Below are 19843 nucleotides of genomic sequence, written 5' to 3' on the forward strand. Positions count from 1 at the left end.
CTAGCTTTCGGCACATGGCGAGCGGCGCGGAGCGGTTGGTCGAGGTCCTGAGCGCACACGGGGTCGAGGTCGTGTTCGGGTTGCCGGGGGTGCACAACCTGCCGATCTGGGAAGCGCTGCGCGGCTCCCCCATCCGGCTGGTCGGCGTCCGGCACGAGCAGACCGCCGGGTACGCGGCCGACGGGTACGCGCGGGCCACCGGGCGGCTCGGCGTCGCGATCGTCACCACCGGGCCCGGCGCGGCGAACTGCCTGGCCGCCACCGGCGAGGCGATGGCGTCGGGCTCGCCGGTCCTGGTCGTGGCCACCGACATCCCGTCGACGCTGCGCCGGCCCGGCGAGTTCCGGGGCGTCCTGCACGAGACCCGCGACCAGCGCGCGATGTTCCTGCCGGTGGTCAAGGGCGGGTGGACGGTGCGCTCCGCCGACGCCCTCGGCACCTACGCCGACAGCGCCGCCCGGCTCGCCACCACCGCCCCGCACGGGCCGGTCTACCTGGGCGTCCCCACCGACTTCCTGACCGCCGACGCCGGGCCGTGGGCGCGGATCCCGACCAGCGGGCCGTCGGTGCCCGACCTCGCCGAGGCCGTCGAGGTCGTCGGGCGGTCCACCACCCCCCTGATCTGGGCCGGCGGCGGCGCGCAGCGGGCCGAAGCCGGGGCGGCGGTGGCGGCGCTGGCGGACAAGCTGGACGCGCCCGTGGTCACCACCTACGCCGGGCGCGGGCTGGTGGACCACCCGCACGTCGTGCACGGGCCGGTGCACCTGCCCGAGGTCGGCGCGCTGTGGGACGAGGCCGACCTGGTGATCGGCATCGGCAGCGACTTCGACGGGATGATGACGCAGAACTGGCTCCAACCGCCCCGCCCGCTGCTGAGCGTCAACGTCGACGCGAGCCGCAACTACCCGGCCGCCGCGGCCCTGCGCGGTGACGCCCGGGTCGTCACCGAGGCGCTCGCCCGCGCCCTCCCCCGCCGGCCGACCCGGCGCGCCGCCGACCGGGTGGCGGAGCTGAACGCCGCGGTGCGCGCGGCGGTCCTGGCCGACGAGCCGCAGGCCGTTCCGCTGCTGGACGCGCTGGAGGGCCACCGCGTGGTCGCGGACATGTGCGTGGCCGGGTACTGGGTCGGCGGCTTCCAGCGGGTGACCCGGCCGCGCGGGCTGGCCTACCCGGTCGGCTGGGGCACGCTCGGGTTCGGGTTCCCGGCCGCGCTCGGGGCGGCGCTGACGGGCCGGGTGGTGGCGGTGTGCGGGGACGGCGGGTTCCTGTTCGCGTGCGGCGACCTGGCCACGGCACGCCAGGAGCGCCTGCCGGTCACCGTCGTGCTGGTGGACGACGGCGGGTACGGGATGCTGCGCTACGACCAGGAACGCGCCGGCCACCCGGCGCACGGCGTCGACCTGGAGACGCCCGACTTCGTCGCCCTGGCCGGGAGCTTCGGCGTCGAAGCGTCCGAAGTGGACGGTTTCGGCGGCGGGTTCGCCGCGCGCCTGGCCGAGTTCACCGCGCAGGACGGGCCGAACGTGCTCGTGGTGCGGGCCAGGCTGAAGCCCCCGGTGAACACCTCGCCGCGCTGGTACCGTAGGGTTCGAACATGAGTTCGAACAGCACTTCTTCACCCGCACGAGAGTGGCCGGCCCCGGCGGCGGACGACGAGCTGCGGCTGTTGACGGACTTCCTGACCTTCCTGCGCCTGACCGCGGTGTCGAAGGTCGAGGGGCTGAGCTTCGAGCAGGCCTCGGCCGCCCCGATCCCGACCTCGCCGGTGGTGACCGCGCTGGGCGTGCTCCGGCACCTCACCGCGGTGGAGCGCTGGTGGCTGTCCATCGAGTCGGGCGGCGTCGAGCTGCCGTCGCTGTGGGGCGCGGACGCCGACGCGTCGTGGCTGCTGCACGACGGCGACACGGTCGAGTCGGTGATCGCCGAGTACCGCGCCGAGTGGGAGCTCTCCGCCAAGGCGCTGGCCGGCCTGCGGCCCGACGACCGCACCCGAGGCGACCACCAGGACAACGGCCGGACCGTCCGCTGGGTGCTCGCCCACCTGGTGCAGGAGACCGGCCGGCACGTCGGCCACCTGGACCTCCTGCGCGAACTGGCCGACGGCACCAAGGGCGAGTAGACCCGGCCCGGCCGAACGTCACACCTGGCGAAGTCGGACCGGCTCGGGTCACGCCCGGGTCAGGTGCTCGCCGACGACCTGGTCGCACGCGGAGCCCAACGCCGCCAACGCGTCCCGCAGCAGCGGGTTCGCGTTGGCCGTCCGGTGCACGGCGAACACGTGCCGCCACAGCGGTTTCCCGCGCATCGGCCGGCCCGCGACGCCGGCCGTGGGCTGGAAGCCCAGCGCCGGCACCATCGCCACGCCGACACCGGCCCGGACCAGGCCGCGCACCAGGCCGTAGTCGTTGCTGCGGAACGAGATCCTGGGCGTGAAGCCGTGCGCCGCGCACAGCCGCACCGCGCACGTCGCACCCGCCGTGCCGTCCCGGCTGCAGATCCACCGCTCGTCCCGCAGGTCCTCGACCCGGATCTGCGCGCGGTTCGCCGGGTGGTTGCCGGGCACCATGATCAGCAGGGCCTCGTCCAGCAGCGGCGACACGGTCAGCTCCTCCGGCCACGTGCGCGGCACCAGGTCGTAGGCGTAGACCAGGGCGAGGTCCAGCGAGCCGGCCAGCACCTGCGGCAGCAGGTCGTCCGGTTCCCCCTCGTCCAGCTGGATCTCCGCGTCCGGCCGTTCGGCCGCCAGCCGCGCCACGGCGTGCGGCACCACCCGGGCGGACGCGGTGGGGAACGTGCCCAGCCGGACCCGGCCGCGCCGACCGCCCACCAGGCCCGCGATCTCGTCCTCGAAGCCGTCCAGCGCGGCCAGCAGCTCCGCGCCGCGCTCGGCGATGAACAGCGCGGCCGACGAGGGCCGGATGCTGTGCGCCTCGCGCTCGAACAGGGGCGTGCCGACCGCCCGCTCGAACGCCGACACCTGTTGCGACACCGCCGAGGAGGTGTACCCGAGCCGGCGGGCCGCGGCGGCGAACGAGCCGGTCGCCACGACTTCCACCAGGGTGCGCAGGTGAACCGGGTTGAGCACCAGCCCAGCTTATGCTCGACGCAGCGAGGTTTCACCCTCCGGGGGCTTGGCACCTCCCGCCCGGCAGACCAGGGTTGGGGTTCATGACCTACGTGTCCACGAATCCGGCCGACCTCAACGACGTCGTCGCGCGCGTCGACCTCGTCGGTGCCGAGGAGTTCGCCGACGCCGCCCGGCTCGCCCGGCGGGCCCAGCGGGAGTGGGCGGGGGTGCCCGCCCCGGTGCGCGGACAGGTGGTCGCCAACATCGGCCGGCTGGTCGAGGCCAACGCCGAGGCGCTGGCCCGGGTCGTCACCCGGGAGATCGGCAAGCCGCTGGCCGAGGCGCGCGGCGAGGTCCAGGAGATCGCGGACACCTGCGCGTTCTTCGTCGGCGAGGGCCGCCGGCTCTACGGGCAGACGGTGCCCTCGGAGATGCCGGACAAGCAGTTGTTCACCTTCCGCAACCCGGTGGGCGTGACCGCGTTCATCACGGCCGGCAACTTCCCGGTGGCCGTGCCGTCCTGGTACATCGTGCCCGCGCTGCTGTGCGGGAACACGGTGGTGTGGAAGCCGGCCGAGTACTCCGCCGCGGCTGCGCAGGCGTTCTACGACATCTTCACCGCCGCCGGGCTGCCCGAGGGCGTGCTGAACATCGTGTTCGCGGAGGGTTCGCAGACCTACCGCGGGCTGGAACTGGCGCTGGAGCGCGGGTTGGTGGACAAGGTCGGGTTCACCGGGTCGTCCGAGGTGGGCGCGCTGATCGGCGAGCTGTGCGGGCGGCACCTCCAGTCGCCGTGCCTGGAGCTGGGCGGCAAGAACCCGATGGTGATCACCGAGGACGCCGACCTCGACCTGGCCGTGCAGGGCGCGCTGTTCTCCGGGTTCGGCACCGGCGGGCAGCGCTGCACGTCGCTGGGCACGGCGATCGTGCACGAGTCGGTGCACGACGAGTTCCTGCGCCGCTTCGCCCAGGCGACCGAGAACGCCGTGGTGGGCGACCCGTTCGGCGACGTGCTGTACGGGCCGATGCTGGACGGGAAGTTCGCGGTGGGCTTCGAGAAGTACCTGGGCTGGATCCGCGACCACCACACCGTGCACGGCTCGACCGGCGTCGGGCGGATCACCGAGTCCAACCCGCGCAAGGGTTTTCTCGGCGACCCGGACGGCGGGCTGTTCTACCACCCGGTGATCGTCGCGGGCGTGCGGCCCGACGACGAGGTGTTCCGGCACGAGACGTTCGGGCCGCTGGTCGGCGTCACCTCCTACCGCGAGCTGGACCAGGCGGTGGAGCTGGCCAACCTGCCCGGCTACGGCCTGTCCAGCGCCATCTACACCACCGACCCGGGCAAGGTGTTCGCGTTCCGGTCCGGGATCGGCGCGGGGATGGTCAGCGTCAACAACTCCACCTCCGGCGCGGAGGCGCACCTGCCCTTCGGCGGCAACGGCAGGTCCGGCAACGGTTCCCGGCAGTCCGGGGTGTGGGTGCTCGACCAGTTCACCCGCTGGCAGTCGGTCAACTGGGACTACTCCGGCGCGTTGCAGAAGGCGCAGGTGGACACCCCCGCCATCGAGGCGGACCTCGACTTCCGGCTGGACGGGTGACGGTGTCGTCCGACGTGCTCGCCCTGATGGACGAGTGGGGCCCGGAGAAGGTGGTGGCCGTCTCCGACCGGCGCTCCGGCATGAAGGGCGTGCTGGTCATCGACAACACCGCGCGCGGCATGGGCAAGGGCGGCACCCGGATGTCGCCGACGGTCACCGCGGCCGAGGTCGCCCGGCTGGCCCGGGTGATGACCTGGAAGTGGGCCGGGGTCGACCTGTTCTTCGGCGGCGCGAAGGCCGGGATCGTGTTCGACCCGGCCTCGCCGGACAAGGAGCGGGCGCTGCGCGCGTTCGCCCGCGCGCTGGCCAACGAGGTGCCCCGGGAGTACGTGCTGGGCCTGGACATGGGGCTGACCGAGCGGGACGCGGCCGTGGTGCAGGACGAGCTGGGCGACCGGGGCGCGATGATGGGCGCGCCGGCCGCGCTGGGCGGGCTGCCCTACGACGAGCTGGGCGTGACCGGGTTCGGGGTCGCCGAGGTGGCCGACGAGCTGATGCCGTTGCGCGGCAGGCGGGTCGCCGTGCAGGGGTTCGGCGCGGTGGGCGCGGCGGCCGTGCGGCGGTTCGCCGAGCTGGGCGCGCAGGTCGTGGCGGTGTCGTCGGTGCGCGGCGCGCTGCTCGACCCGGACGGGCTGGACGTGCCGAAGCTGTTGGCGCTGCGGGCTTCGCACGGCGACGACGCGGTGGTCGAGTACGGGCCGGTGCGACCGCTGGGCGCGGAACTGCTGGCACCGTGCGACATCCTGGTGCCGGCGGCGACGCAGGACGTGCTCGACGCCGACCTGGCCGGGCGGTTGGACGCGGAGCTGGTGGTGGAGGGCGCGAACCTGCCGACCAGCGCCGGGGCGCAGGAGGTGTTGGCGGCGCGCGGGATCACCGTCGTGCCGGACTTCATCGCGAACGCGGGCGGGGTGGTCGCGGCGGCGTACGGGATGGACGCGCGCTACTCGCCGTTCCCGGTGGAGCCCTCGGTGGTGCTGGAGGCGGTGTCGCGCAAGCTGCGCGCGAACGCCGCGTTCATCGTCGCGGAGAGCGCCGAGCGCGGCGGGACGACGCACGACACGGCCCGCGCCGTCGCGCAGGAACGGGTGCTGGCCGCGATGCGGTTGAAGGGCCGCGCCGCGTGAGTGCGCTCGACGGCGTGGTCATCGCCGATTTCGGGCGGGTGCTGGCGGCCCCGTACGCCACGATGATGTTGGCGGACCTGGGCGCGGAGGTGGTGAAGGTCGAGCACCCGCGCGGCGACGAGACCCGGACGTGGGGTCCGCCGCACGCGCACGGCCACGCCACCTACTTCCTCTCGGTGAACCGGAACAAGCGGTCGCGGACCATCGACCTGGCCACGCCGGCGGGCGTCGCCGCCGCCCGGGAGCTGGTGCTGGGCGCGGACGTGCTGGTGGAGAACTTCCGGCCGGGCACGATGCGCCGGTTCGGCCTGGACCACGAGTCGCTGCGCGAAGTCCACAGAGGACTGGTGTACTGCTCGGTGACCGGGTTCGGGGCCGGGGCGGGCGCCGCGCTGCCCGGCTACGACCTGCTGGTGCAGGCGGTGGGCGGGCTGATGAGCGTGACCGGCGGGGACGAGCCGACCAAGGTGGGCGTGGCGCTGGTCGACGTGCTGACCGGGATGCACGCCGCGGTGGGCATCCTGGCCGCGCTGCGGCACCGGGACCGGACGGGGCTCGGCCAGCTGGTCGAGGTGGACCTGCTGTCGGTCCTGCTGTCGAGCATGGTGAACCAGAGCGCGGGCTACACGCTCGCGGGCGTGGTGCCCGGCCGGCTGGGCAACCGGCACCCGTCGATCGCCCCGTACGAGGTGTTCCCGACCGCCGACGCGCCGGTGGTGCTCGCGGTCGGCAACGACCGGCAGTTCGCCCGGCTGTGCACCGCGCTGGACCTCCCGCCGGACAACAGGTTCACCACCAACGCGCAGCGGGTGGCGCACGTCGACGCCCTGTTCGACCTGCTCGCCGCACGACTGCGCGCCCGGCCGGCCGCCGAGTGGTTCGCCGTGCTCACGCCGCTGGGCGTGCCGTGCGGGCCGGTCAACGACCTGGCGGGCGCGTTCGCGCTGGCCGAGTCGCTGGGCCTGGACCCCACCGCCGAGGTCGGCGGGATGCGGCTGCCGGCCAACCCGATCCGCCTGTCCGCCACCCCGGCCGCCTACCGGCTGCCGCCGCCGAACCTGGAGTAGCACCGTGGACCCGTTGGCACTGCTGGACATCCCGTCGTTGCTCAGCGACGAGGAGCGGGACATCCGGACGACCGTCGAGCGCTACCTGACCGAGCACGTCCGGCCGCACGTCGCCGAGTGGTTCGAGGCCGGCGCGCTGCCCCGCGAGATCGCGCGGGAGCTCGGCGGGCTGGGCGTGCTGGGGATGCACCTGGAGGGCTACGGCTGCGCGGGCACGAGCGCCACCGCGTACGGGTTGGCGTGCCTGGAACTGGAGGCCGTGGACAGCGGCATCCGCAGTTTCGTGTCGGTGCAGGGGTCGCTGTCGATGTTCTCGATCCGGCGCTACGGCTCGGAGGCGCAGCGGCAGGAGTGGTTGCCGCGGCTGGCTGCCGGCGAGGCGGTCGGCTGCTTCGGCCTGACCGAGCCGGACTTCGGCAGCAACCCGGCCGGGATGCGCACCCGGGCCGTGCGGCGGGGCGGCGACTGGGTGCTGGACGGCACGAAGACGTGGATCACCAACGGGAGCTGGGCGGACGTCGCCACGGTGTGGGCGAACACCGACGAGGGCGTGCGCGGGTTCCTGGTGCCGCGCGGGACGCCGGGGTTCACCACCCGGGACATCACCGGCAAGCTGTCGATGCGGGCGTCGGTCACCTCCGAACTGGTGCTCGACGGCGTGCGGCTGCCCGACAGCGCGCGGCTGCCCGAGGCGCGCAGCCTGGGCGCGCCGCTGTCGTGCCTCAACGAAGCCCGGTTCGGCATCGTGTTCGGCGCGGTCGGCGCGGCGCTGGACGCCTACCGCGCGGCGGCGGACTACGCGGGCACCCGGGTGCAGTTCGACAAGCCGATCGCCGGGTTCCAGCTCACCCAGCGCAAGCTCGCGTCGATGGCGCTCGCGGTCGGCACCGGCGCGCTGCTCGCGCTGCACCTGGCCCGGTTGAAGGACGCCGGGCGGCTCAAGCCCGAGCAGATCAGCGCGGGCAAGCTCAACAACGTGGAATCGGCCATCGCGGTCGCGCGGGAGGCCCGGACGATCCTCGGCGCGAACGGCATCTCGCTGGCGTACTCGCCGCTGCGGCACGCCAACAACCTGGAGTCGGTGCTGACCTACGAGGGCACGTCCGAGATCCACGCGCTCGCACTCGGTCACGCGCTGACCGGGATTCCCGCGTACCGGTGAATCCCGACTCCCGGCCGTAGCGTGTCGGGCACGCTGCGCTACAGACTGCTGGTTGGATGCCCCGGACTTTCGAGGAGGCTCCAACTGATGGCCAAGCGTTTGCCGGGCGCGGCGCTCGTCGCCGTGCTCGTCCTGACCGTGTTCACGACCCCCGCGCACGCCGTGGCGGTGGACTTCACCGGGATCGTGGCCCTGAACAACTGCTCGGGCTCGGTGGTCCGGACGCCCACGGCGAAGTCGACCGAGAAGGCCCTGGTGCTCACCAACGGCCACTGCGTGAAGTTGATGGCCGACCGCGAGGTGCTGGTGGACCAGCCGGCCACCCGGACGTTCACCCTGCTCAACCGCACCGGCAACGGGACGTTGGGCACGTTGCGCGCGGAACGCCTGATGTACGCGACGATGACCGGCACCGACGCCGCGCTGTACCGCCTCACCGCGACCTACGCGCAGGTCGAGGGCATGGGCTCGCGGGCGTTGGAGCTCTCGTCCGCGCACCCGGCCGCCGGCATCGACATCCGGGTGGTCTCGGGGTACTGGAAGAAGATCTACTCGTGCCGCGCGGAGGCGTTCGTGCTGATGCTGCGCGAGGCCGACTGGACCTGGCACGACTCGATCCGCTACACGAAGCCGTGCGACACCGTCGGCGGCACGTCCGGCTCGCCGGTGGTGGACGTGGCCGGCGGGAAGGTCGTCGGGGTCAACAACACCGGCAACGAGGCCGGCGGCCGGTGCACGATGAACAACCCGTGCGAGGTGGACGAGGCCGGCCAGGTCACCGTGCGACGCGGGATCGGGTACGGGCAGCAGACGTTCCAGATGGTGCCGTGCCTGCCGGGAGGCGGTCGGCTGGAACTGATCGCGCCCGGTTGCGGGCTGGCGCGGCCTTGACGGTCGTGGAGGGGCCGTCGGCCGGGCGGCCCCTTCGCGGTCACCGCACCCGGGTCGGGAAAGCCGAACCGGGCCGGGCGATCCGGTGCGACCGGCGGTTCACCTCCGCGGACCCCCACCATCGACGTGCTTCGTCTTCACGTGTGATCGGGGGCGATCCACGGCGGGCGGGTTCCGGGTGGGCGGAACTAGGCTGGTGGCATGAGCGAACCGTGGGGTGACACCGACCGGATCCGCCGGGTGCTGGCCGAGTGCGGGACGTGGGCCGTCGTCGGGTTGGCCGACCACCCGCACCGCGCGGCCTACGGCGTGGCGCGGTTCCTCCAGCAGCACGGCAAGCGGATCGTGCCGGTGCACCCGGACGCCGAGACCGTGCTCGGCGAGCAGGGCTACCCGACGCTCGCCGACATCCCGTTCCCGGTCGACTGCGTGGACGTGTTCCGCCGCTCCGAGGCCGCCGGGCAGTTCGCCGACGAAGCCGTCGCGATCGGCGCGAAGGCCGTCTGGTTCCAGCTCGACGTGCTCGACGAGCGGGCCCACGACCGCGCCACCGCCGCCGGCCTCGACGTGGTCATGGACCGCTGCCCGGCCATCGAGTGGGCCGCTAACGGGCCCCGCGCCGGGCGGTGACCTCGATCTCGATCTTCATCCGGGGGTCGGCCAGGCCGCACACCAGCATCGTCGCGGCCGGCCGGAACTCGCCGAACGCGGCGCGCAGGGCCGGCCAGCACGGCTCGAAGTCGGCCGGGTCGGGCACGTAGTAGGTGACCCGCAGCACGTCGGCGAACGTGCAGTCGGCCTCGGCCAGCGCCGCGCCGATGTTCGCCAGGCACTGCTCGACCTGCGCCACCACGTCGTCGGAGATGGTCATGGCCGAGTAGTCGAACCCGGTGGTCCCGGACACGTGCACCCAGTCGCCGTCCACGACGGCCCGCGCGTAGCCGACCTGCTCTTCGAACGTGGAACCGGACAGGATCGCTCGCCTCATGACCGCACCTTATCCGCCGGGCGATAGCGGCCTGATAGATCCGCTCGCTAACCTGCCGACATGCCAGTAGTCGCCGTCAACGGGATCAACCTCAGCTACCACGTCGAGGGCGACGGCGACCTCGTCGTGCTCGTCATGGGCACCGGCAGCCCCGGCCGGGTGTGGCACCCGCACCAGGTGCCGGCCCTGCGCGCGGCCGGGTTCCGGGTCGCCACCCTCGACAACCGGGGCATCGCGCCGACCGACGAGTGCGGGTCCGGGATGGTGATCGAGGACCTGGTGGGCGACACCGCCGCGCTCATCGAGCACCTCGGCGGCGGCCCCGCCCGCGTGGTCGGCACGTCGATGGGCGCGCGGGTAGCCCAGGAACTGGCGCTGGCGCGGCCGGACCTGGTGGACCGGGCCGTGCTGCTGGCCACCGCCGGGCGCAACGACCCGGTGCAGAACGCGCTGTCGCAGGGCGAGCGGGCGTTGCACGACAAGGGGATCACGCTGCCCGGCCGCTACTACGCGGCGGTCACCGCGGTGTTCAACCTGTCCCCCAAGACCATGCGCGACCCGGTCGCGGTCAGCGACTGGCTGGACGTCTTCGAGTTCAGCGGCTCCGCGGTCGGCCCCGGGGTGCGGGCGCAGATGGACATGAACGAGTTCGACAACCGGCTCGACGCCTACCGCGCGATCACCCGGCCGTGCCTGGTGGTGGGCTTCGCCGACGACCGCGTGCTGCCGCCGCACCTGGCCCGCGAGGTCGCCGACGCCATCCCCGGCGCGCGCTACGAAGAGGTCGCCGACGCCGGCCACTACGGCTTCCTGGAGCAGCCGGCCGAGGTGAACCGGCTGCTGCTGGAGTTCCTCAAGGGTTGACGGGCGGGCCCCCGGGCGCGGTGGGGGCCCGCCCGCCGGGTCAGCTGTTGCACGCCAACGCTTCCACGGGGTTCGCGGGGCTTCCGTCCAGCGACCGCTCCAACCGCACGGCGACCGTGGAACCGTTGCGGGAGAACGTGGGTGTGCCGGCGCGGCCGGCCGAGCCGTGCACGCCGGTCGGCGGAACGTCCGTGGCGGACACCGCCGGTGCTCTGGGAAGCATGTGTCGAAAGCCCCCGGAATGCCTGTACTGCGAAGTTCCCCCCGACTGGGAGGAACTATTGCCGGTACGACGCAGTACCGATGCCCCCCGTTCGGCGCAATCACCAGTGGTGACCGCCCAGCCACGGGAACTTCCCTACCACCGGGCCGCAAACGCCGTTACCGTCGTTTCGACCTGCGGAAGGGGCATATGGACCACCGACGGCTCGTTCGCACCTCGCGCCTGATCGCCCTGATCGGCGCGGGCGGGGTGACGTGCCTGGTGGTCCTCCCGATCGCCATCAACGCCGCCACCGGCGGTTCCGCCCCGCGCGTGCTCGGCCCCTACGCCACCTGGCTGTGGCCCTCGCTGGTGCTGTCGACCGCGGTCACGGCCGCGCTGGCGGCGTGGGAACCGCTCAGCGCGCTGCTGGTCCAGCGCCGGCCCGCGCACCCGGCCAACCGGACCGCCGCGCTGGACCGGGTCGAGCGGTACGTACGCGACCGGCGGGACGGCTCGCTGGCCGAGCAGGTGCGGCTCAAGCTCGGGGTCGTGCCCCGGGTCGGGCCGAGCCTGCCGACCCGGCTGCGCGCGCCCCTGGTCGTGCACGGCGAGCCCGGCGCGGGCAAGACGTCCCTGCTGCTGGACCTGGCCGACGCGCTGCTGGGCCGGGCCCGCGCGGACGCCGACCGGCCGGTGCCGGTGGTGGTCGACCTCGGGTCGTGGCGGCGTGCCGACGATTTCGCCGAGTGGCTGCTGCGGGCGCTGGCGCGGCGGTACCGGATCGGCGCGCGGCTGGGCCGGACGTGGCTGCGGGACCGGCGGCTGGCGGTGCTGTTCGACGGGCTGGACGACGTGCCCGCGGCGGACCGCGCGGACTGCCTGGCGTGGATCACCGCGCTGAAGCTGCCGCAGGTCGTGGTGTGCTGCTCGACCGACGACTACGAACGACTCCCCCGCTACGACGTGGTGCAGGTGGAACCGTTGCGGCGCAACGACGTGCAGGACTTGATCGCGTCCTGCGCGCCACGGCTGGACGGGCTGCACGAGGCGTTGGCCAAGAATCCGGACCTGGTCGAGGAGGTCCGCACGCCGCTGGCGTTCGGGCTGCTCGCGCTGGCCTACCGGGCCGGCCGCGCGGAGTACCGGGGGATCCTGGACACCTACCTGGTCGAGTCCGCCGCGCGCGGGCCGGGCCGCGCCGAGCGGACGCTGCGGGCGTTGCGGTTCCTGGCCCGGATCTCCCGCCGGCGGGTGGACCTGGTCGCCCGGCACCGGCTGCCGCGCCGGGAGGTGTGGCTGGACTTCGTCGGGCCGGCGGTGGTGTGGCGGCTGTTCCGGCGGGCCGGGCCCGGTGCGCTGGCCGGTGCCGTGACGGCGTTGTGCCTGGTCGTCGGGCTGCGGCTGGGGCTGACCGCGGCCGGGGTCGCGGCGGTGGCCTCGATCGGTCTGACCCGCGGCCGGTTCGCCGCGCCGGCGGTGGCGCGGGCGCGTGGCATCCGGTGGGCGGCGGCGGGGTTCGTGCTCGGCGCGGTGGTGGTCGGCGGGGTCGCCCTGCTCGCCGACCGGCTGGGCGGGCTGGTCGCGCTCTCGCCGGTGTGGCTCGCGCACGCCGTGCTGCCGGTCGTGGCGTACCTGGTCGCGCTGGGTGCGACCCGTGACCGGTACTGGGCGGTGGCGTGCGCGCTGGCCCCGACGGCGGTGTCGGTGTGGACCGGCGCGTCGGCGGACCTGCTGGCGGGGCTGGCGATCGGGCTGGCCTCGGGCGCGGTGGTCGGGGTGTTCACGGGCGGGCTGACCGGGGTGTGGGAGTCGCTGCGCGACCTGCCGGCGGCCGGGCGCGGCCCGCGCTGGTCACCGGTCGCGGGCCTGGTCGGCGTCGGGCTCGCGGCGGTGCTGGGCGCGGGGGTGCGGTGGCAGGCCGTCGACGCGCTGACCGGGCTGGTGGTCGGCCTGGCCGTGACCCCCCGGTGCACCCGGTCGTACGAGCCGGTCGCCGAACTGATCGCGAAACCGCTGGCGTTGGACGAGTTCCCGTTGCGGCGCAAGGCGGTCATCCAGTCCGCGCGGGACCGGGTGCTGCTCGTGGACGACAACCGCTTCCCGCACGCCGTGGTCCGCGACCACGTGGCCGGGTGCGACCCGGTCGAGCTGGGCGCGACCGTGGAACGCCGCCGCGACGGGCTCAGCCCCACCGGGTCCGACCCCACGGCTTGAACACCGACAGGACCGTGTTGACGGTGTAGATGGTCAGCGACACGCAACTCGCGACCAGCACGTCCGCGCCCGCCCCGCTCTCGCCGGCCGCCGCGGCGTGCAGCCCGGACCGCAGCGCGAACACCGTGGCGACCAGGGCGACCACGGTCGTGATCAGCTTCACCAGCACCCAGCGGTACCTGATCAGGCCCCACTTCGTGCCCACCGCCACCAGCACACCGGTGACCAGGGACAGCAGGCCCATCGGCAGCACGACGTAGTCGCCGAGCAGCTCCATCGCCTGGTAGAGCACGGGCCGGTCGAACGCCACCAGCGCCAGGACCAGGTTGCCGGCGGTCACGCCGAGCCAGCCGACCGAGGACACGACGTGCAGCAGGAGCAGGGTCTTGCGGCGGACCGGAGCCAGTCTCATGGCCCACAGGGTGGCGGCGCGGGCCGTCCCGCCACGTCCGCCGCGCGGCGGCTCGTCGACCTACGCCCGTCGACGTAGCTCCACCGACGAGAGGTTGCCGTCCTGGTCGAGCAGGCCGCGCCGGCGGCGGTTCCAGCGCAGGAACAGCAGCGCCACCACGGCGACCAGCGCGGGCAGCACCATCACCGCGCCGGACACCACGAGCAGCACCAGCACCCCGACGAGCGCGAACACCGCCGTGTAGCGGGCTCGGCTGCGCCGGGGAAGCAGGCGAACGGCCGCCGCCGCGCCGATCACGTACACCGCGATGAACTGGCCCGTGGTCAGCAGCACCAGCAGGTTCAGGCCGGTGCCGGACACCACGACCACCACCAGGACCGTGAAGGCCAGGCCCACCAGCAAGGCCAAGCTCCGGCGCGGCACCTCGCCGCGCACGCTGCCCACGGCCAGCCGGCGCGGGAACGCCCCGTCCCGGCTCAACGCCGCGCCGAGCTTCGCGCCGCCCGCCACGTAGGCGTTCATCGAACCGGCGGTCAGCAGCACGGCCGCGATCGCGGCGAACACCTTCAGGTTCCCGCCCAGCGCGCGCGACAGCAGTTCGCCCAGCGGCGCGTGCGTGTTGACCTCCGAGCCGAGCACGGCGACCGTCGCGAACGCCACCGACAGGTAGAGCAGGGCCACGATCACCACCGCGTACCCGACCGCGCGCGGCAGGTCCCGCTGCGGCTTCCCGAACTCCTGCGCCAGGTGCGTGATCGCCTCCCACCCGGCGAAGCTCCACACCAGCAGCGCGGCGGCGGGCCCGACGGCCGTCCACCCGTTGGGGGCGAACGGTTCCAGGTTGGCCAGGTCCACCATCGGCGCGGACAGCAGCACCGCGCCGAACACCAGCAGCAGGAGCAGCCCGGACAGCACGCACTGCACCCGGCCGGAAGCGCGCAGCCCCGACCAGTTGGTCGAGGCGACCAGCGTCAACAGGACCACGGCCGTGCCGACCTGGGTGACCCGACCGCCGCCGGCGGCCTCGGCCACGTACGAGCCCGCGAACAGCGCCGACGCCGTGACCCCCGACGGCACGGCGAAGAAGAAGCACCAGCCCACCACGGCGGCGGCACGCTCGCCGAAAGCCAACCGCGCGTAGGTCGACACCCCGCCCGCGTCCGGGAACCGCGCGCCGAGCGCCGCGAACGTGGCCGCCAGCGGCACCGAGATCATTACCAGACAGAGCCAGGCGAGCAGCGACGCCGGACCGGCCACCTGCGCCGCCAGCGCGGGCACCGCGATCACGCCGGTGCCGAGCACCGCGCCGACGTACATCGCGGTGCCCTGTACGACGGTTAAGCCCGTGATCTTCTCGCCCACAACGGAACAGCCTCCCAAACCCGGGCGCCTGCGGATAGCCGTGTCGGCGTCGTGATCTCCGCGTGCCCGACCGGCTACGCTCCGATGAGTGGGCAGACCACGGGGTTTCGACGACGCGGCGGTCGTGGACGCCGCGATGGAGGCGTTCTGGTCGAAGGGGTACGAGGCCACTTCGACGGAGGACCTGTGCGTGTGCACGGGTTTGGGTCGAGGCAGCCTGTACAACGCCTACGGCAGCAAGCACGGCCTGTACGAGCGGGTGCTGCACCGGTACGCGGAACGGGGTTTCGGCGAGCAGCTGGTTATCTTGCAGGGACCTGGCGCCGTCAAGGAGCGGCTGCGCGCGCTGATGCTGGCGGTGATCGACTTCGACCTGGCCGACCCGGCGCGACGGGGCTGCCTGGCGGTGAACGCGGCGGTGGGCGCGGGCGGCACGGACGACCTGGTGGCCCAGCAGGTGCGACGGCAGTTCGGCCGGCTGGAAGCCGCGGTGTGCCACCTGATCACGTGCGGGCAGCGGGACGGCGAACTGGTGCGCGACGTGGATCCGCTGATCAGCACGAGGTTCTTCATCAGCGCGTACTACGGGCTGCGGGTGCTGGGCAAGGTCACCCACGACCGGCGTGCGCTGGAAGACGTCGTCGACGGCGTGCTGGCCCGGCTGTAGCCCCGCCGCACGCCCCGGGAACGGCATGCGGGTGGCCGGCCGGTGGGTGGCCGGCGGACGGGTGGCCGGGGGTCAGCGCCAGTGGGTCGGGCGGGTCAGGGCGGGTGGTAGGAGCGTGGCGGCGTCGCCCTTCGCGGCGTCCACCTGGACCTGGGTGAGGAACAGGGCGGTGGTCAGGTCGGCGCCGGCGAGGTTCGCCCCGCGCAGGTCCGCGCCGATCAGGTCGGCGCGGCGCAGGTCGGCGCGGGTGAGGTCGGCGCCGATCAGGAGCGCGCCGCGCAGGCTGGTGCCGCGCAGGTCGGCCTTGCGCAGGTTCTTGCCGATCAGGTCGGCACCCCGCCGGGACTTCGCGCCCTTGCCCCGGACGTGCTCGCTCACCCGCTCCAGCAGGCCGCCGGCCGTCCGCCAGTGCGGGCCGACGTCCAGGGCCGCCACCGCCTCGGGCGGGCCGCCCGCCGCCTCCTCCACCGCGGACCGGGCCGCGGCGAGCTCGGCGCGCAGCCGGGCCGGGACCGCCAGCCCCAGCGCCTCGGTCAGGTGCCAGAGGATCTCGTGCAGCTCCCGCACCACCGGGAACACGTCGAACATCAGGCCGGCGGTCTCCGGCGCGTCACGCCAGCTGCGCCCGCCGAAGCTCACCTGCGCGACCCGCTGGCCCGCGCCGAAGCAGTCGTAGACCGTGCAGCCCTGGAAACCCCGCTGCCGCAGCTCGGTGTGGATGCCGCAGCCGAACCCGGCGTCGAGGTTGCGGCACGGCGTGCGGGCCGGCTTGTCGATCGCGAAGTCCGACGACCTGGCGAACGCGGGCACCACGCAGCACAGCCCGAAGCACCGCTCGCAGTCGGCGCGCAGCTCGGTCATGACGCCAACGTGTCCAGGATCTGCTGCCCGTACTTGGCCAGCTTGTTCTCGCCCACGCCGTTGACCGTGCCGAGCTCGGCCAGCGTGCCCGGCGCGGTCGCGGCGATCTGCCGCAGCGTCGCGTCGTGGAAGATCACGTAGGCCGGGACGCCCTGCTCCTTGGCCTGCGCCGCCCGCCACGCGCGCAGCCGCTCGAACACCGGCGCGGCCTCGGCGGGCAGGTCGACCGCCTCGCCCTTCTTCGGCTTGGCCGTCTTGACCTTGGCGGCCCGCTCGGCCTCACGCCGCATCAGCACCTTGCGGCCCTGGTAGAGGACCTCCTCGCTGGCGGGGGTGAGCGCGAGCGTCGAGTACTCGCCCTCGACCGCCAGCAGGCCCTGCGCCAGCAGCTGCCGCACGACCCCGCGCCAGCCGCTCTCGTTCAGCTCGGTGCCGATGCCGAAGACCGACAGCCCGTCGTGGTCGAACTGGATCACCTTGGCGGTCTTGCGGCCCAGCAGGATGTCGATCGACTGGCCCGCGCCGAACTTCTGCCGGCGCTCGCTGCGCAGCCGGTAGATCGTGGAGAGCACCTTCTGCGCGGGCACCGTGCCGTCCCACGTCTCCGGCGGGACCAGGCAGGTGTCGCAGTTGCCGCACGGCACGCCTGTCTGGCCGAAGTACTCCAGGAGCTGGACGCGGCGGCACTCCACCGTCTCGCACAGGGCCAGCATCGCCTCGAGGTGGGCGATCAGCCGGCGGCGGTGCTGCTGGTCGCCCTCCGAGTCGTCGATCATCTTGCGCTGCTGGACCACGTCCTGCAGGCCGTAGGCCAGCCACGCCGTGGACGGCAGCCCGTCACGGCCGGCGCGACCGGTCTCCTGGTAGTAGCCCTCGACCGACTTCGGCAGGTCGAGGTGGGCGACGAACCGGACGTCCGGCTTGTCGATGCCCATGCCGAAGGCGATGGTCGCGACCATCACCAGGCCGTCCTCGCGCAGGAACCGCGACTGGTTGCGGGCGCGCGTGCCGGAATCGAGACCGGCGTGGTACGGCAGCGCCCGCACGCCGTTCTGCTCCAGGAATTCGGCGGTCTTCTCCACCGAGTTGCGGGACAGGCAGTAGACGATTCCGGCGTCGCCCGCGTGCTCGTTGCGCAGCAGTTCCAGCAGCTGCTTCTTCGGCTCGTTCTTGGGCACGATCCGGTACTGGATGTTGGGCCGGTCGAAGCTGGCCACGAAGTGCCTGGCCGCGCCCAGCTTGAGCCGCTCGGCGATCTCCTCGTGGGTGGTCTTGGTCGCCGTCGCGGTGAGCGCGATGCGCGGCACGTCCGGCCACCGCTCGTGCAGGTGCGACAGCGCCAGGTAGTCGGGCCGGAAGTCGTGGCCCCACTGGGAGACGCAGTGCGCCTCGTCGATCGCGAACAGCGCGATCTTCCCGCGCTCCAACAACCGCACGGTCTGCTCCACCCGGAGCCGCTCGGGGGCCAGGTAGAGCAGGTCGAGCTCGCCGGCCAGGAACTCGGCCTCCACCATGGCCCGCTCGCCCGGGTCTTGGGTGGAGTTGAGGAACCCGGCGCGCACGCCGAGGTGGCGCAGCGCGTCGACCTGGTCCTGCATCAGCGCGATCAGCGGCGAGACGACCACGCCGACGCCCTCGCGGACCAGCGACGGGATCTGGTAGCAGAGCGACTTGCCGCCGCCGGTGGGCATGAGGACGAGCGCGTCACCGCCGGCGATGACGTGCTCCACGATCTCCGATTGGTCGCCGCGAAAGGAGTCGTAACCGAAGACCCTTCGCAGAACCTCATGCGAATCCACCAGGCGATGGTAACGAGGGGCACCGACAGTCCGGTGCGGGGTCGGCGACCGGCGCTAACCCCGGAACACGCGGTCCCGGTGCCAGGCGAAGTAGGCCGCCGAGCGGTCGTGGTGCGCGCCGGAGGTCCGCCCGGCGAGCGGCGCGAGCTGCTCGGCGAGCGCGCCGGAGGCCGAGGCCGCGAGCACCGTCCCGTCCGGGCCGACGCCCAGGTGACCGAGCTCGTAGAGCCGGTCGCAGCCGAGGTGGCAGGCGAGCATCGCGACGTTGCGCAGATCACGCCGCTCCTCGTCGGAACACTCGGACCGCCGCTTGATGTGCGCCGCGACCAGCAGCTCGACCGGCAGCACACGCCCGCACAACGCACAACGCCCACTCGGGTCGTCACCGATCAACACGTGCCGCAGCGCGTCCTGCTCCACTCGGTACCGTGCGACGGCGGTGCGGTCCAGCTCGCCGAACTCGCGATCCGGCACGGTCGGCGCGTAGCCGAGCGACACGGAGGCGGGCGCCCGCGTCACCATCGCCCGCGGCAACGTCGCCAACACCGCCGCGACGAACGCACTGCGATATCCGAGCGTTTTCACGTCCGCGGCCACCCGCCCGCGCTCGAACAGCCGGTCCAACCCGTCCTGAACGAACCGCACCGGCACCGACTCGCCCGCTGCCGAACGACGGGTCCGCACCAGGACGCTGGCCGGGTCGACGTCGAGGACCCAGTTCGAGTACCCGGTGACGGTCTTGATCTCCCGCCCCACCAGCGCACCCAGCACGTCGACCGCGGAGGGCGCGGCGGGCACCGGCAACCCGACCCGCCGGAACAGCGAGGGCTGGTCGACCTCGCCCAGGTAGGCGACCCGCAGCACGTCCAGGGCCTGCGCCCGCACCCCCGGGTCGGCCAGCAGCTCGGCCGCCCGGGAGGTGAACCCGGCGACCGCGTGCACGTCACCGACCAGGGGTTCCTTGGTCAGCCCGTGGGTCTCCCACAGCCCGGCGTCGGCCCCGAGGTGCCAGAACGGGTACTGCGGCGTCGCACCGCCGGTGCCGAACTCGGCCAGCACCGCCCGCACGTCCTCCCGGAAGGCCGGCCACGGGTACAGGCGATCGTGGCCGCGTGCGACCTGCCCGATCGCCCACACCAGCACCAGAGGCTTGTGCAACGAGGGCGGCCCGTCCCGGCGGTACCGGTTGAGGTCGCCCAACGTCGCCATCAGCTCGGCCACCCCGAACCGCCGGTCGACCCGGGCCACCCGCCCGGCCACGTCCCGTTCCAGCCGGGCCGCCGACGTCCCACCCACCTCGACCGAGAACCGGGCCGGCAGCCCACCGATCCGTCCGGCCGGCTCCCCGAACTCCCGAAGATCCCCCAGCCGAACACCCCCGTCCACCCCGGGAAGCACGGCCCCGTACCCGGCCAGCCGCCGCAACAGCAACTCGACCACCCCGACCCCCGAGCCCGCCACCACGACCTCGAACCGCCCACCCGACCCCACCACCGAGACCGTCGCGCCCGCGTCGGCTCCCGCGTCATCCGTCACCCGCATCCCGGACACGCTGC

The 19843-nt window shown here is 73.6% G+C and carries 19 protein-coding genes; 11 read left to right on the forward strand and 8 right to left on the reverse strand.

Annotated elements, in window-relative coordinates; all coding sequences use genetic code 11:
* The first annotated feature begins 14 nt into the window (after positions 1-14).
* Together BN6_RS32375 and BN6_RS32380 are read left to right on the forward strand one after the other, a co-directional pair.
* Positions 15-1598, forward strand: coding sequence for a thiamine pyrophosphate-binding protein (locus BN6_RS32375; RefSeq protein ID WP_041314843.1), 1584 nt, complete (start codon positions 15-17; stop codon positions 1596-1598).
* Positions 1595-2119, forward strand: a complete 525-nt coding sequence (locus tag BN6_RS32380; protein WP_015104065.1) for a DinB family protein — start codon at positions 1595-1597, stop codon at positions 2117-2119. Before BN6_RS32375 ends, BN6_RS32380 begins: the two co-directional genes overlap by 4 nt.
* A 48-nt stretch (positions 2120-2167) precedes the next feature.
* On the opposite strand, the gene BN6_RS32385 is transcribed toward BN6_RS32380, so the two are convergent.
* Positions 2168-3085: a LysR family transcriptional regulator gene (locus BN6_RS32385; protein WP_015104066.1), complete on the reverse strand. Its 918-nt coding sequence runs from the start codon at positions 3083-3085 to the stop codon at positions 2168-2170.
* 83 nt (positions 3086-3168) lie between these two features.
* On the opposite strand from BN6_RS32385, the gene BN6_RS32390 reads away from it, so the two are divergent.
* The 6 genes from BN6_RS32390 to BN6_RS32415 all read left to right on the forward strand — a co-directional run bounded on the left by BN6_RS32390 (position 3169) and on the right by BN6_RS32415 (position 9545).
* Entirely contained in the window at positions 3169-4668 is a 1500-nt protein-coding gene (locus BN6_RS32390) for an aldehyde dehydrogenase family protein (protein WP_015104067.1), read from the forward strand.
* Positions 4665-5795: a Glu/Leu/Phe/Val family dehydrogenase gene (locus tag BN6_RS32395; protein WP_015104068.1), complete on the forward strand. Its 1131-nt coding sequence runs from the start codon at positions 4665-4667 to the stop codon at positions 5793-5795. Before BN6_RS32390 ends, BN6_RS32395 begins: the two co-directional genes overlap by 4 nt.
* Positions 5792-6862, forward strand: coding sequence for a CaiB/BaiF CoA transferase family protein (locus tag BN6_RS32400; RefSeq protein ID WP_041314847.1), 1071 nt, complete (start codon positions 5792-5794; stop codon positions 6860-6862). Before BN6_RS32395 ends, BN6_RS32400 begins: the two co-directional genes overlap by 4 nt.
* Before the next feature lie 4 nt (positions 6863-6866).
* Complete coding sequence (locus tag BN6_RS32405; protein ID WP_015104070.1) at positions 6867-8024, forward strand: acyl-CoA dehydrogenase family protein; 1158 nt, start codon at positions 6867-6869, stop codon at positions 8022-8024.
* A gap of 87 nt (positions 8025-8111) precedes the next feature.
* Entirely contained in the window at positions 8112-8915 is an 804-nt protein-coding gene (locus BN6_RS32410; protein ID WP_015104071.1) for a trypsin-like serine peptidase, read from the forward strand.
* Between the two features lie 201 nt (positions 8916-9116).
* Positions 9117-9545: a CoA-binding protein gene (locus BN6_RS32415; protein WP_015104072.1), complete on the forward strand. Its 429-nt coding sequence runs from the start codon at positions 9117-9119 to the stop codon at positions 9543-9545.
* Here BN6_RS32415 and BN6_RS32420 read toward each other — a convergent pair.
* Complete coding sequence (locus BN6_RS32420; RefSeq protein WP_015104073.1) at positions 9520-9903, reverse strand: RidA family protein; 384 nt, start codon at positions 9901-9903, stop codon at positions 9520-9522. The genes BN6_RS32415 and BN6_RS32420 overlap by 26 nt on opposite strands.
* Positions 9904-9963: 60 nt before the next feature.
* Between BN6_RS32420 and BN6_RS32425 the strand changes: the two genes are divergently transcribed.
* Complete coding sequence (locus BN6_RS32425) at positions 9964-10767, forward strand: alpha/beta fold hydrolase (RefSeq protein ID WP_015104074.1); 804 nt, start codon at positions 9964-9966, stop codon at positions 10765-10767.
* A gap of 40 nt (positions 10768-10807) precedes the next feature.
* On the opposite strand, the gene BN6_RS47105 is transcribed toward BN6_RS32425, so the two are convergent.
* A complete protein-coding gene (locus BN6_RS47105; protein WP_158509472.1) occupies positions 10808-10969 on the reverse strand; it encodes a hypothetical protein in 162 nt (53 codons plus the stop codon).
* Between the two features lie 210 nt (positions 10970-11179).
* On the opposite strand from BN6_RS47105, the gene BN6_RS48205 reads away from it, so the two are divergent.
* Complete coding sequence (locus tag BN6_RS48205; protein ID WP_041314851.1) at positions 11180-13186, forward strand: NACHT domain-containing protein; 2007 nt, start codon at positions 11180-11182, stop codon at positions 13184-13186.
* Here BN6_RS48205 and BN6_RS32435 read toward each other — a convergent pair.
* On the reverse strand, positions 13155-13598 hold the full coding sequence (locus tag BN6_RS32435) for a hypothetical protein (RefSeq protein ID WP_015104076.1): 444 nt from the start codon (positions 13596-13598) through the stop codon (positions 13155-13157). The two genes, BN6_RS48205 and BN6_RS32435, sit on opposite strands and share 32 nt — an antisense overlap.
* 60 nt (positions 13599-13658) lie before the next feature.
* Entirely contained in the window at positions 13659-14960 is a 1302-nt protein-coding gene (locus BN6_RS32440; RefSeq protein ID WP_015104077.1) for an APC family permease, read from the reverse strand.
* A gap of 88 nt (positions 14961-15048) precedes the next feature.
* Here BN6_RS32440 and BN6_RS32445 point away from each other — a divergent pair, with 88 nt between their 5' ends.
* Positions 15049-15627, forward strand: a complete 579-nt coding sequence (locus BN6_RS32445; protein ID WP_015104078.1) for a TetR/AcrR family transcriptional regulator — start codon at positions 15049-15051, stop codon at positions 15625-15627.
* A 72-nt stretch (positions 15628-15699) separates the two neighbouring features.
* On the opposite strand, the gene BN6_RS32450 is transcribed toward BN6_RS32445, so the two are convergent.
* The 3 genes from BN6_RS32450 to BN6_RS42640 are packed head-to-tail and all read right to left on the reverse strand — an operon-like array spanning position 15700 to position 19829.
* Entirely contained in the window at positions 15700-16488 is a 789-nt protein-coding gene (locus BN6_RS32450) for a pentapeptide repeat-containing protein (protein WP_015104079.1), read from the reverse strand.
* Positions 16485-18287, reverse strand: a complete 1803-nt coding sequence (gene recQ, locus BN6_RS32455; protein ID WP_015104080.1) for a DNA helicase RecQ — start codon at positions 18285-18287, stop codon at positions 16485-16487. The genes BN6_RS32450 and recQ overlap by 4 nt, the downstream gene beginning before the upstream one ends.
* 54 nt (positions 18288-18341) lie before the next feature.
* The gene (locus BN6_RS42640) at positions 18342-19829 is read right to left on the reverse strand and encodes an HNH endonuclease (protein WP_051075824.1); all 1488 of its coding nucleotides are present in this window, start codon (positions 19827-19829) and stop codon (positions 18342-18344) included.
* Positions 19830-19843 lie beyond the last annotated feature (14 nt).

Source organism: Saccharothrix espanaensis DSM 44229 (assembly GCF_000328705.1).
GTDB lineage: Bacteria > Actinomycetota > Actinomycetes > Mycobacteriales > Pseudonocardiaceae > Actinosynnema > Actinosynnema espanaense.